The 12,325-nt window shown below is 69.5% G+C and carries 14 protein-coding genes; 6 read left to right on the top strand and 8 right to left on the bottom strand.

From position 1 onward, the window contains the following. Positions 1-236: 236 nt before the first annotated feature. The 3 genes from BIU91_RS17940 to BIU91_RS17930 all read right to left on the bottom strand — a co-directional run bounded on the left by BIU91_RS17940 (position 237) and on the right by BIU91_RS17930 (position 2,757). Entirely contained in the window at positions 237-1,535 is a 1,299-nt protein-coding gene (locus tag BIU91_RS17940; protein WP_071406544.1) for an NAD(P)/FAD-dependent oxidoreductase, read from the bottom strand. Between the two features lie 103 nt (positions 1,536-1,638). Beyond that, positions 1,639-2,187, bottom strand: a complete 549-nt coding sequence (locus tag BIU91_RS17935; RefSeq protein WP_071406543.1) for a dihydrofolate reductase family protein — start codon at positions 2,185-2,187, stop codon at positions 1,639-1,641. A gap of 21 nt (positions 2,188-2,208) precedes the next feature. After that, positions 2,209-2,757, bottom strand: a complete 549-nt coding sequence (locus tag BIU91_RS17930; protein WP_071406542.1) for a hypothetical protein — start codon at positions 2,755-2,757, stop codon at positions 2,209-2,211. 82 nt (positions 2,758-2,839) lie between these two features. Between BIU91_RS17930 and BIU91_RS17925 the strand changes: the two genes are divergently transcribed. Continuing rightward, the gene (locus BIU91_RS17925; protein ID WP_139196517.1) at positions 2,840-3,613 is read left to right on the top strand and encodes an alpha/beta fold hydrolase; all 774 of its coding nucleotides are present in this window, start codon (positions 2,840-2,842) and stop codon (positions 3,611-3,613) included. Then, a complete protein-coding gene (locus tag BIU91_RS17920; protein WP_366556907.1) occupies positions 3,610-4,389 on the top strand; it encodes an alpha/beta hydrolase in 780 nt (259 codons plus the stop codon). Before BIU91_RS17925 ends, BIU91_RS17920 begins: the two co-directional genes overlap by 4 nt. Positions 4,390-4,471: 82 nt before the next feature. Here BIU91_RS17920 and BIU91_RS17915 read toward each other — a convergent pair whose 3' ends face one another. Genes BIU91_RS17915 through BIU91_RS17905 form a run of 3 tightly spaced genes read right to left on the bottom strand, consistent with a single transcriptional unit; the run spans position 4,472 to position 7,584 of the window. After that, on the bottom strand, positions 4,472-5,485 hold the full coding sequence (locus BIU91_RS17915) for a LacI family DNA-binding transcriptional regulator (protein ID WP_071406540.1): 1,014 nt from the start codon (positions 5,483-5,485) through the stop codon (positions 4,472-4,474). 51 nt (positions 5,486-5,536) lie between these two features. Then, entirely contained in the window at positions 5,537-6,565 is a 1,029-nt protein-coding gene (locus BIU91_RS17910) for a Gfo/Idh/MocA family oxidoreductase (RefSeq protein WP_071406539.1), read from the bottom strand. Beyond that, the gene (locus tag BIU91_RS17905; protein ID WP_071406538.1) at positions 6,562-7,584 is read right to left on the bottom strand and encodes a Gfo/Idh/MocA family oxidoreductase; all 1,023 of its coding nucleotides are present in this window, start codon (positions 7,582-7,584) and stop codon (positions 6,562-6,564) included. Before BIU91_RS17905 ends, BIU91_RS17910 begins: the two co-directional genes overlap by 4 nt. A gap of 80 nt (positions 7,585-7,664) precedes the next feature. On the opposite strand from BIU91_RS17905, the gene BIU91_RS17900 reads away from it, so the two are divergent. Together BIU91_RS17900 and BIU91_RS17895 are read left to right on the top strand one after the other, a co-directional pair. Next, positions 7,665-8,294, top strand: coding sequence for an SRPBCC family protein (locus BIU91_RS17900; protein WP_071406537.1), 630 nt, complete (start codon positions 7,665-7,667; stop codon positions 8,292-8,294). Continuing rightward, positions 8,291-8,962 carry a DUF4166 domain-containing protein gene (locus tag BIU91_RS17895; protein ID WP_071406536.1) on the top strand — a complete coding sequence of 224 codons (672 nt, stop codon included), beginning with the start codon at positions 8,291-8,293 and terminating at the stop codon, positions 8,960-8,962. Before BIU91_RS17900 ends, BIU91_RS17895 begins: the two co-directional genes overlap by 4 nt. Here the strand turns inward: BIU91_RS17895 and BIU91_RS17890 are convergent. Next, positions 8,952-9,608 carry a CatA-like O-acetyltransferase gene (locus BIU91_RS17890; RefSeq protein WP_071406535.1) on the bottom strand — a complete coding sequence of 219 codons (657 nt, stop codon included), beginning with the start codon at positions 9,606-9,608 and terminating at the stop codon, positions 8,952-8,954. The genes BIU91_RS17895 and BIU91_RS17890 overlap by 11 nt on opposite strands. Positions 9,609-9,649: 41 nt before the next feature. Between BIU91_RS17890 and BIU91_RS17885 the strand changes: the two genes are divergently transcribed. Then, a complete protein-coding gene (locus tag BIU91_RS17885; RefSeq protein WP_071246993.1) occupies positions 9,650-10,207 on the top strand; it encodes a YbaK/EbsC family protein in 558 nt (185 codons plus the stop codon). Here the strand turns inward: BIU91_RS17885 and BIU91_RS17880 are convergent. Continuing rightward, positions 10,188-10,556 (bottom strand): VOC family protein, encoded by a 369-nt coding sequence (locus BIU91_RS17880; RefSeq protein WP_071246991.1) that lies wholly within the window; start codon positions 10,554-10,556, stop codon positions 10,188-10,190. The two genes, BIU91_RS17885 and BIU91_RS17880, sit on opposite strands and share 20 nt — an antisense overlap. A 194-nt stretch (positions 10,557-10,750) precedes the next feature. Here BIU91_RS17880 and BIU91_RS18335 point away from each other — a divergent pair, with 194 nt between their 5' ends. After that, positions 10,751-12,313, top strand: a complete 1,563-nt coding sequence (locus BIU91_RS18335) for an endonuclease NucS domain-containing protein (protein WP_084741469.1) — start codon at positions 10,751-10,753, stop codon at positions 12,311-12,313. Positions 12,314-12,325: the final 12 nt, after the last annotated feature.

The raw sequence follows: 12,325 nt of genomic DNA, 5'->3' as shown, positions 1-12,325 counted from the left end.
GTACGACAGCGACATGGTCGTTCCGCGTCGGCCGGCCCCGCGGTCCGCACCATGCGTCGGCGCCAGCCCCGCGCACCACGCGCCGGCCGGGAGGCCCGTGGCCGGCCCGCAGCGCGCCTCCAGGCCGTCGCGCCCCGCGTCCACCGCACGCACACCGTGAGCAGGAACGGTCGGGTCCGACGTGCGGACCCGACCGTTCCTGCTCACCAAGCGAGCGTGCGAGCGAACGCGCGCGGCTACTCGGCCTTCTGCAGCTGCCAGGGGTCCGGCTCGCGGTCGCCGTTCGGGCGCACCGGGCGCACGTCGCCGACGATCGGGATCGAGCGCTTCCGCATGAACCACACGTAGCGGACGAAGAAGTGGGTCAGGGTCGACATCCGGTTGCCGGCGCCGAGCAGGCTCGTGATGTGCACGAACACCCAAGCGAGCCAGGCGACCGGGCCGACCATCGTGATCCCGCCGCGCAGCTGGGCGACCGCGGCGTTCGTGCCGATCGTCGCCATGGTGCCCTTGTCGAAGTACTTGAAGCGCTCGGTGGCCTTGCCCTCGAGCAGGCGCACGATCTGCCGCGCCGAGTGCCGGCCGCCCTGCAGCGCGGGCTGGGCGAGCTGGGCGAGGGCGTCGTCCTGCGCGGCGATGTCGCCGGCGGAGAAGATCCGCTCGGCGCCCTTCACGCTCAGGTCGTCGTTCACCTGGATGCGGCCACCGTGGGTCTGCGGCAGGCCCCAGCCGGAGACCTCCTTGTGAGCGGCGACACCGGTCGCCCAGATCACCTGCGACGCGGGGATGAACTCGCCGTCGGCGGTCATCACGCCGTCGCGCTTGACCTCGGAGACGCCGGTGTTCAGCCGCAGCACGACACCGCGCTTGCGGAGCACCTTGGCTGCGTAGCGGCGCAGGCGCGGGGCGAACGGCTTGAGGAGCTCGCCGCTGCGATGCACGAGCGTGATCGAGATGTTGCCGCGTTCGATCTCCGGGTACGCGCCGACGAGTGCCTGGTCGCGGAGCTCGGCGAGCGCGCCGGCCATCTCGACACCGGTCGCACCGCCACCGACGATCACGATGCGGATCTCGTCGGGGCCCTGGTTGGCCGCCGCTTCTTCGAGCCGGGTGAACAGCTCGTCGCGGATGCGGAGTGCCTGCGAGCGGGAGTACATCGAGTACGCGTACTCGTACGCACCGGGGGTGCCGAAGTAGCTCGTGTTCACGCCGTTGGCGAGGATCAGGTAGTCGTAGTGCAGGTGCTCGCCGTCGGACATCTCGGCGATGCGCTCGTCGGTGCGGATGCCGGTGAGCAGGCCGTGACGGAACTCGGCGTTCGACTGGCGGGCCCGGAGCGAGCGCAGGAAGTACGTCACGTCGCCGGCGTTCAGGCCGCCCGTCGCCACCTGGTACATCAGGGGCTGGAACATGTTGTAGACGTGACGGTCGACCAGGGTCACCCGGACCGGCGCGTCGGCGAGCTCCCGCATGGCGGCCACACCGGCGAATCCACCGCCGACGATGACGACGTGCGGGCGGGTGTCCTGGGTCATGCTTGCTCCGGTGTTCCTCGGGTGCGGATGGTCACCCACGAGGGTACGCGCGGTTTGCCGGGGCGCATGACGGGCAGAGGCCGGGAGGCCCGTGGTGCGTCCGTCAGGCGTCGAACCGCCCGTAGGTGTTCAGCACGTTCCCCTTGCTCGTCACGGTGCTGTCGACCAGACGCAGGCGCGTGGGCGGATCGGTCGGTTCGAACAGTCGCCGGCCACGGCCGGCGATCGCCGGGTGGATCATGAGCTGCAGTTCGTCGAGGACCCCGGCGAACAGCAGGCTGCGGACGAGCGTGACGCTGCCGCACACGGCGATGTCCGCCCCCTCGCGCTGTTGCAGGTCGCGCACGAACGCGGGGACGTCGCCCGGGATCCGCGTGCTGTTCTGCCAGGTCAGGTCGTCGCCGAGCGTGGTGGAGGCCACGTGCTTCTCGATCGGGTTGATCCACTGCCCGAAGGGGTCCTCCGGGTGGGCGGGCCACCACTCGGACCACTCGAGGTAGCTGTTCCGGCCGAGCAGAACGGTGTCGGTGCGGGCCATGAAGGCACCCATCCCGGCGCCGAGCTCGTCGTCGAAGCTGTCGTACTGGAACTCGTAGGGGTCCTGCACGACGCCGTCGACCGACGTGAACAGACCGGCAGTGGTCTTCCGCATGGGACGGATCGTACCCGCCGGTCAGCTCCCGGTGCCGTCGGTGCTGCCGCCGTCGCTCGTGCCGTCGCTGCTGCTCCCGTCGCTGCTGCCGGAGCCGTACCCGGGGGCCTGGCCGGTGCCGTTGCCCGGGAACCGGTTCGTGCCGGGCACCTGCGTCGTCGACTGCGTCCGGTCTGCACCGATCGCGTGGCCGATGGCGAACCCGACGCCTCCGCCGACGAGCAGTGCGGCGAGTCCGACGATCGCGGCGAGGAGCGGCCAGAACCACGGGGGCTTCGGGCCGGTGCTGCGGCGGTTGGTCGGGCTCGCGGCGCCAGCTGCGGCTCCGTACCAGGGGGTGGCACCGTTCGGGGCGGTGGAGTCCCAGGCGCCCGGGTTCCTGGCGCCGGCATCCGCGCGGTACGGCTGCTGCTGCTGCTGCTGCTGCTGTTGTTGTTGCGGCGCGGGGGCGTCGAGCGTGGAGGTCGACGTCGGGGTCGGGGCGGCGCCCCAGCCGGTCGGCGTGGTCGCCCGGTTCGCCGGGTCGGAGCCGTCCGGTCCGTGGCCGTTGGTGGGAGTGGTGTCGCTCATGCCAGGAGTGCACACGGCGCGGCTATGCACAGCCGATGACGAGGCTGACCCGGTGCTGCGAACCGCCGCGTAGCCTCGGCTCGTGCGCGCTGCTGTGGAGACCGTCCGGATCGACGGGTTGCCCGTGCGCCTGCACACCATGGCGGCGCGAGAGCCGGTCCGCGACGACACCGACCCCACCGTCGTGTTCGTCCACGGCATCGGGATGTCGCACCGGTCCTTCGCCCGGTCGCAGCGCGCCGTCGCCGTTCAGCACCGCACGATCAGCGTCGACCTGCCGGGGTTCGGCTGGCTGCCCGCGGCCGGTCGGCGGCTGCCCATCGAGGAGCTCGGCGACGTGGTCGTTCGGGCGGTCCGCCACCTGGTCGACGGCGACCTGGTGCTCGTCGGGCAGTCGATGGGTGCCCAGGTCGTGGTCGAGTCTGCCCGGCGCCACCCGGAGACCGTCGCGGCGATCGTGCTCGTCGGTCCGGTGATCGACTCCGAGCGGCGATCGCTCCCGCTGCAGGCGCTCGACCTGGGCCGCGACGGGTTCGTCGAGGGGGTCCGGATGAACGGCGTCCTGGTCACCGACTACCTGCGGAGCATGCGGCAGTACACGCGTGAGCTCGGGCCGATGCTCCGCTACCCGACCGAGCAGACGATCGCCGAGGTGATGCAGCCCGTCCTCGTCGTCCGCGGCGCCCAGGACCCGATCGCGCGGCACGACTGGTCGGCTCGGGTCGCGGCCGCTGCGCCGAACGGCACCTTCGTGGAACTGGCCGGCCCGCACCACGTGCAGGAACGGCAGCCGGACGCCTTCGCACGCCTCCTCGAGACGTTCCGCAACGCCGAGCGCCTGGAGGGGCTGCGATGACCCGGCCGACCACGTCGGGGACGGAGGCGGCGCGGACGGCGCGATCCGGGCCTCCAGGCCGTGTCCCGCTGGTGCGACGCGCGTGGTGGGCCGCACTCGACTGGGGGTACGCGGCACGCTGGCAGGTGCGCAGCTTCGGCCCGACCACCGCGGACGACTACCGGACCGGCGCCGGGCAGCCCGTCGTCGTGGTCCCCGGCGTCTACGAGACCTGGCACTTCATGCGGCCGCTGATGGACGCGCTCCACGACCGGGGACACCCGGTGCACGTGCTGCCCGTCCTGCGGCACAACCTGCGACCCGTGCCGGACTCGGCGCGCGAGGTGATCGCGACCCTGGAGGAACAGGACCTGCGGAACGTGCTCGTGCTCGCACACAGCAAGGGCGGGCTCATCGGCAAGTACGCGATGACGCAGCTCGACCAGCACGAGCGGATCGACCGGATGGTCGCGGTCTCGACGCCCTTCGCGGGGTCGGTCTACGCGCGGCTCGCGCCGGTGCCGCACCTGCGGGCGTTCCGGGCGGCCGACCCGGTGCTGGCGGGGCTGGCGCGGGAACTCGACGCGAACGCGCGGATCACCTCGGTGTACGGGGTGTTCGACACGCTCATCCCCGAGGGGAGCGAGCTCCAGGGGGCGACGAACGTGCGGCTGCCGGTGGGTGGGCACTTCCGGATCCTCGGTGATGCGCGGACGCGGTCGGCGGTGCTGGCGGCGGCGGATCCGGGCGGGGGCGGCGGCTCTGGCGGCGGCGGCGCTGGCGGTCTTTCGCGCTGAACGACACTTCGTGGGCGCGCGACCGCGTGAGGTGTCGGCCAGCGCGAAACGGCGCGGCGGCCGCAGCGGCGCGGCGGCGGCGTCAGCGCGGGCGGTCGCCGACGCTCGCGCGCTCGACGATCCGGTGCGGCACGACGACGGTCTCCGGCGCGGCAGTGCGGTCCGCGATCCGCCGGGTCAGCAGGTCGAGCGCCGCCGTCGCGAAGGCCCGACGGTCGAACGACACCGTGCTGAGCGACGGGATCGCGTACGCGGCCGCGTCGACGTCGTCGAACCCGATGACGCTGACCTGCTCGGGCACGCGGACGCCGCGAGCGGCGAGGACGTGCAGCACCCCGAACGCGATCGAGTCGGTGAAGGCGAAGACGGCGTCGGGCAGGGGGTGCTCGTCGAGCCAGGCCGCGAAGGTCGTCGCCGCGGAACTCGTGGTCCACGACGGCAGCGGGACACGAAGCGAGGGGTCGGGCGTGATGCCGGCGGCGGCGAGCGCGGCGGTGTACCCGCGTTCGCGGAGCTCGCTCGTCGCCGTCGCGGCGCCCTCGGGTGACGCGCCGACGATCGCGATGCGCCGGTGCCCGTGGGCGATGAGGTGTTCGGTGACCTGCTCGGCTGCCGCGCGGCTGTCGACGTGCACCTGGTCGACGTGCTCGGGCTCGACCTCGCCGATGACGACGGTCGGCGGCAGCCCCTCGGTCGAGGCCAGGACGCTCGCGCTGAGCGACACCGGGTTGAGGATCAGCCCGTCCACCAGGTGTGCCCGGGCACGGGAGACCAGCTCGCGTTCGCGGGCCGGGTCGTTGCCCGTCTGCTCGAGCTGCACGACCCAGCCGCGTTCGCGGGCGAGTTCCACGAAGGACTGCGCGAGTTCGGCGGAGTAGGCGCTGCCCATCTCCGGCAGCGTCAACGCGATGGCTCCGGAGCGGCCGTTCCGGAGCCCGCGGGCGGACAGGTTCGGCACGTAGTCGAGCTCGGCGACCGCCCGCTCGACGCGTTCGCGGGTCTCCGGGCGCACGACCACGCCGCCGTTGACGACGTTGGAGACGGTCTTCGGGGACACCCCGGCGAGGGCGGCCACGTCCCGCACGGTTGCGCGCATCGGGACGAGCGTAGCGCGGGGCGGTGGCGGCGGTGCGGAGCAGGGCAGCGCTCAGCCCGCGACCTGCACCGGGACCGTCCTGCCCGTCCGCACCGACTCCTGCGCCGCCAACACGATCGACAGCGTCCGGAGTCCGACCCCGACGTCAGGCTGCGGCTGCTCCCCGGACTCCACGGCCGCCAGGAACGTCCGGAGCATCGGCAGGTCGTGGTCGGGTCCGTACCGGAGCTCGATCGGACGGCCCCCGACCGCGTCGAGCCCGCGAGCAGCCGCTCCGAAGAAGTCCACCGACACCGTGCCACCGGTCCCGGCGACGTCGAGCGTCAGCCCACCCCACACCGGCGACGTGTCCGGTCGGCTCCACGAGCAGTCGATCGCCGCGATCGTGCCGTCGTCGTACGTGATGGTCACCAGGCCCGCGGTCTCGGCGTTCGCGCGGTCCGCGTGCAGCACCCGGTTGGCGACCGCGGTGACCGACACCGGCGCCGCTCCGGTCAGCCCGTCGATCAGGTCGCCGACGTGCACGACGTGGTCGACGAGGGCGCCGCCTCCACTCAGTCGGACGTCGGTGAACCAGTCCCGGGCGAGCGGGAGCATGCCGTTGTTCGCGCCCCGCACCGAGAACACCGTGCCGAGTGCGCCCGAGTCCCGTGTCGCGCGCAGCCGGTCGAACGCCGACGCGAACCGCACCGGGAACGCCATCATCAGCAGCACCCCGGCGCGGTCCACCGCCTCGCGGATGGCGAGGCCGTCCTGCCACGAGGTCGCGAGCGGCTTCTCGCAGAGCACGTGTGCCCCCGCTGCCGTCGCGAGCTCGACGTGCTCGCGGTGCCGCGCGTTCTCGCTCGTGACGATCACGGCGTCCGGGCCCCAGGCGAGCAGCTCGTCGACGGAGTCCGCGTACCCGGCGCCGAGCGCGCGTGCCAGTTCGGCGCCGCGCAGGTCGCCGAGTTCCGTCCCCGTCGAGGTCCCGCCCGGGTCCGTGCCGCGCACCTCGACGTCCGGCATCGCCGCCAGGGCGCCGAGGTAGCTGATGGCGTGCGTGTGGGCGAAGGAGAGCACCCCGACCCGGAGCGTCACCGCGCGACCTCGACCGGCTGGCCGGACTCGATCGAGGCGATCGCCGCGTTCGCGATCCGCACCGCGGCGACGCCGTCGTCCACGGTCACCCGGGGCCGTGCACCGCCGTCGAACGCGGCGAGGAAGTCGGCGAGCTCCAGCGCGTACGGGTCGTCCGCCGGGTCGACCGTCGGCAGGAAACCGTCCACGGAAGCCGGTGCCGCCAGGTCACTCCGGGTGTCCTCCTCTGCCCGGGACGAGTGCGACAGGCTGCCGAGCGTCCCCGTGACCGAGTACTCGGTCGTGAAGGCCAGGTGCTGCGGCCCCCACAGCCCGGCGACGTGGCTGATCGCGCCCGACTCGTGCGTGAGCAGGACGTGCGCCGCCTCGACCGGCTCCGCCTCGGAACCCGCGCGGACGCTCACCGCTGACACGCGGGTCACCTCGCCCGCCACCCAGCGTGCGATGTCGAGGTCGTGGATCATCTGGTCCATCACGATCCCGCCCGACAGGGCGCGGTCGCCGAACCAGGGGACGTGGGTGGGGAAGGCGCCGGACCGCGAGAACCGCAACACCGCCAGGTCGCCCAGGAGGCCCGTGGTCGCGGCCTCGTGCAGGCGCGCGTACGCAGGGAACCAGCGCACCACCTGGGCCGGGTAGAGCTGCACGCCTGCGTCAGCAGCGCGGGCCGCCAGGTCCGCCGCGTCCGCGTCGGTCCGGGCCAGGGGTTTCTCGGAGACGACGTCCTTGCCGGCCGCGATCGCCGCACGGACGACCTCGGCGTGAGCGTGCGTCGGGACCACCACGTCGACGACGTCGACCCCGGCGAGGAGCTCGTCGAGGCTGTCGGCGACGGTGATCGTGCTGCCCTCGGCCCGCGCGGTGTCGGTGAACGCGGCGACGAGTTCGTGGGCGCCCTCGCGAGCGTGCACCACCACGTCGCCCAGGCGGAGCAGCCCGGGCAGGTGGGCGACCGAGATGCCGCCCGCGCCGACGAGCCCGATGCGTTTGCGGGCGGGGGAGTCCGACTGCGACGTCATGGGGTCAGCGTAGGAGATGCGGTGGGACGGCGGGGTGCGCCAGCGGGGACCGGTTGCCAGTGGTGTCCTACGCTCGGGGTGTGGGCAACCGGGGCATCTACGTCGAGACGATCATCGACGCGGACGTCGAGCGGGTCTGGGAAGCGACGCAGACCCCGGGACAGCACGTGCGGTGGGACGTCCGGTTCTCCGAGATCGTCCCGGAACCGGCCGACGCCGACGGAGCAGCCCGCTTCACGTACGTCCGGCGGTCCGCCGTGCACGACGTCCACGGCACGGGCGTGAGCCTCGGCGAGCGACTCCGGTTGGACGGCACACGGACGTCGGCTCTGCGCTTCTCCACCCGGGACCGCCTGTCGCCGATCCGACACGGTCGTGGGTACTGGAAGTACGTCCCGACCGAGGACGGCCGCACCCGTTTCATCACGGGGTACGACTACGACCCGGGATGGGGAGCACTCGACGTGGTCGTCCGGCCGCTGCTCGGTTGGGCGACTGCATGGAGCTTCGACCGGCTCCGCGTCTGGTTGGAAGGCGGCGGCGACCCCGAGACCTGGCAGTTGGCGAGTGTGCTGCAGGTGTGGCGCCGGGACCGGCCACGGGCCTCCCGGTCGTCAAGAGCACCGCGTGGGGGCACCCGACGAGGCGACCACCTGCGCGACGCGCCCGCGACTCTCGCCGCTCTACCGGACCCGGCGGAGCAGCGATGACCTCGGTGTTCCAGGCGGCGCTCGGCGCAGACTTCCACCGGTTGCACCCGATGATGCAACGGCGCTTCGGCGTCGGCCTGGATGCCGCCGAAGCGTGCATCGGGCGCGGGGTGATGACCTCCATCCGCCGGGGTCCGTGGTGGACCGTTCCGTTCCTGCAGATCGGGCGGCTCCGGAACATCCTGGTTCCCGACGTCGGCGACGACGTGCCCTTCACCATCGAGAACTACCCCTACCGGGATGCTCACGGACGCGAGACCGTCACCTTCGTCCGCACCTACACGACCCGCCCGGGGCGCACCGCGCGCTTCGACGCCACGATGGTCCTCGTCGGTGGGCGGGTGCTGGACTACCTCGGTTCGCACCAGCACCTGGCGGTGGACCTCGACCTCGTCGTCGACGACCGGGGTGGGCTGGTGCTCACCTCGGACGCTCAGCGCTTCTACGAGGGGCCGATCGCCTTCCGGTTCCCGATGCTCTTCAGCGGCCGGGCGACGTTGCATGAGTACTGGTCCGACGAGGACGAGTCGTTCCACGTCGACCTCGAGGTGCGCAACGCGCTGTTCGGGTTCTTGTTCGGCTACCGCGGGACCTTCACGTGCGAGTGGGTACCGGCAACGGACGCACCCGACCGCCTGAAGCCCCGCCGGACCGAACTCAGGACCTGAGCCACGAGGGATCGGCGAAGAGCTCCTCGAGCTCGCGCAGCAGCCGGGTCGTGTGGAAGCCGTCGGCAGCCGCGTGGTTGACCTGCAGCGCCAGCGGCAGCAGCGTCCGGTCACCAGCGGTCCGGTACCCGCCGAGCGTGATGATCGGCAGCAGGTGGTCCCAGCCGTCGCGCACCTGCAACGAGAAGCCGGTGAACGACGCCCCCGGCAGGGTCGAGACGTCGAACACGTTGCCGGGCCGGTCGTCCTGCGGGAACATCCGGGTGTCGTCCCGGTACTCCGTCATCGTCGACACCGCAGCGTCGTGGAAGGTGCCGAAGTCGTCGTCGTACGGCACGACGAGGGCGGAGAACGTCTCGGTGTCCGGGTGGAACACGGTGAACATCGGGTGGACGCAGTCCCACACGGCGGGGGAGCCGTCGTCCAGCAGCTGCATCCGGAACTCGTCGTGCCGGTTCACCACGGTCGCGATGGCCCAGAGTTGTGACGCGTAGGTCCGACGGCCGGTTGCTCGGACGCGCTCGACGAAGGCGGTGACGTCGAGCTCGACGGTCACCTCGTACGCACACGGCACCCGGTGCCGGTAGTGCTCGAAGTGCTCCCGGCGGGGCCACTGGTCGACGTCGATCGCCCGGAGTTCGGTCATGGCTCCACCCTCGTGCGGGATCGCTTCCCTACGGTGGAGCCATGCCGACGCTCGAACGTGTTCCCGCCCTGGTCGCCACCGGATTCCTCGCGATCCCCGTCGCCGAAGCCCTCGTCGCGTTGCCGACCGAGGTCGTCATGAAGATCGAGGGGGCCCCGATCGACGCGGACCTCGCCGACACGGCCGCGTTCTCGGAGGCGTACGGCTACCCGCTCGCCGGCGGTGCCAACTGCATCGTCGTCGCAGGGAAGCGCGGCGACGAGGTCCGCTACGCCGCCTGCGTCGTCCTCGCATCGACGAAGCTCGACGTGAACCGGGTCGTGAAGCAACTGCTCGACGTCCGCAAGGCGAGCTTCGCCCCGATGGACGAAGCGGTCGAGCTGACCGGCATGGAGTACGGCGGCATCACCCCGATCGGGCTGCCGTCGTCGTGGCCACTCTACATCGACGCGCGCGTCCTCGACGCCCCCGAGGTCGTCATCGGCGCCGGGCGCCGCGCCGCGAAGCTGTTCCTGCCCGGCGCAGCACTCACCGCACTGCCGAACGTCACCGTGGTCGAGGGCCTGGCGACCGAACCGGTCAGTCCGACGGCCGGATGAGGCAGAACGGGTGCCCCGCGGGGTCGAGGTAGACGCGGAACGTCTCCGTGCCCGACCCCGTGGCCGTCGCACCGATCGCGAGCACCGCGGCCTCGCCGTCGTCCAGGTCGTCGACCTTCACGTCGAGGTGGCTCTGCTGCGGGACCGTCTGCCCCGGCCAGTCCGGCGCCCGGTAGTCGTCGACCTGCTGGAACGCCAGGATCGGACGGTGGTCGGTGAACGGGAGGGCGAGCTCCGCCCAGTCCTCGTCGAAGCCGACGATCTCCCCGCCGAGCAGCTCGGCGTAGAAGCGGGCGAGGGCGCGGGTGTCCGGGCAGTCCAGGACGACGACGTCGAGTGTGCCGATCATGGCCGACACGGTAGACCCATCAGCGCGCGGCGGTCAGGGCCTTCGTGATCCGCAGATCGGGGAACTGTCTCTCATGTTGAGCTCCCTGTAATGGCCGCCAGGTCGAAGGCCGGCCACCCGGTCGTAGGTTCGTGGGCTGTGACTTGAACGCTCTCGGTATAGAGAAAGGCTTCTGTCGATGGTAAGAATGCGTCATGCCTGCCCTAGAAGATCTCATCCGCGACCAGCTATCCAAGAAGTTGGACCTCATCGAACCCGGCCTCCAGCTTGTCAAGAATAACTACAAACTGAACAATGATAGCGGCTCCAGTGGATTTATCGACATTCTTGCTAGGGATTCGACTGGAGTGTTTATTGTCATTGAACTGAAACGTTCTGACAATGCAGCCCGAGAAGCGCTTCACGAGATTGGCAAGTACGCGCGTCTCCTGACGCAATCTCGCGGTCTATCCCCTGACATGCTTAGAACTATCATTGTGTCGACGACATGGCGAGAGCTTCTAGTGCCGTTCAGCTATTATGTCGAATCTGCTGACTTTCCCCTAGAAGGCTACGAGTTGACCGTCGGCTTGGATGGCGTTACACCTGTTTCGGCCGCAAGAGTTGAGCCACTCCCTGTTCCGGAGGCGCGAACGATCACAGAGACGCAATGGCGATTTGAGGGGCTCAGTGGGGCCACGCCGGAGGATGAATGGGAAAAGATGCGGACGGCTCTCGTTGACCTCGGTGCCCCCGATTTTGTGGGCTACTCACTTAGTAATCCCCTTCATGGCAAAATGATAGTTGTAGCCATGGGCGCGGTGACGGATCGATCTGTTCGAGAATACATGGTTGAACTTCTCATGAAACAGGAAGAGTTTGAGCGAGAAGACCTAGAGGACTATACAGATGAAGAAATCGTCCGGACGGGCCTTGAATGGTCAGATCACTCACTTCTTCCCTCCGATCCATCTCGAGTGAGTGCACTACTTGGGCATCATGGGTGGGTGGCCGATAAGTGGCTGCGGTCAGGTGTTTTCGAGGATGAATTAATCTACCCGGAATCGGACCTCGCCGACATGCTCGATGGGTGGGGCGGGGCCCTTTCGGATAGTACTCTAAAGATAGATTCTCGTAGAAGCCATCGTGGCCACTGGCGGAAATTCCGAGGCGGTGTAGAGCGCGTTACTCGATTCAATTCTGCCTGGGGAAATATATTGCAAGCATGGCTGAATGAACTAGAAGCTGTCAAATTCTCCGATGTCGTCAAGGTTGGCATCTATGACGAAGGGGACATTGTTCAGTCTCTTTTGCACGGAGGGTATACCGCGAATCTTGCAGATCTACTACCACAGCTGATCGCTGCAGCAGACTCGGACCAGGTGGAGTTCCCCGCACTTTTCGGATGTCTTACTTGGAGCGGTGCTTCGGTTGACCTCAAAAGCGGCTTGGTTAGATCCTATGCAACTCCAGGTGATTGGGGAGGGGCGCGCTACTTTAATTCACAACGTGAGTTGAACAATGAATTGCTCAGTGCATGGGGGTTGAAATATACAATTTTCGGGGCGAGACGCGATGGAAACGAACCTGTCCCGGTTGGCCTGATTGAAGGCGGTCTTCGCGAAACAAGTCTCGAGCTTCATAGGCCCCTCGGTGAATTCTTTGACGAGCACGCCGATCAGTTGCAGGAGATCTTCGAGAGACTCAGCAATGATATCGTCATCGACGAATCAAGAGCGCTCCAGATGCACTTCTCGGTACGAGATGGAGGCTGGTGAGTTTCAACGACG

Source organism: Curtobacterium sp. MMLR14_002, from assembly GCF_001864975.1.
GTDB classification, from domain to species: domain Bacteria; phylum Actinomycetota; class Actinomycetes; order Actinomycetales; family Microbacteriaceae; genus Curtobacterium; species Curtobacterium flaccumfaciens.
The sequence above is the reverse complement of the archived record's forward strand: the minus strand, read 5'-3'. Positions and strand labels throughout refer to the sequence as shown.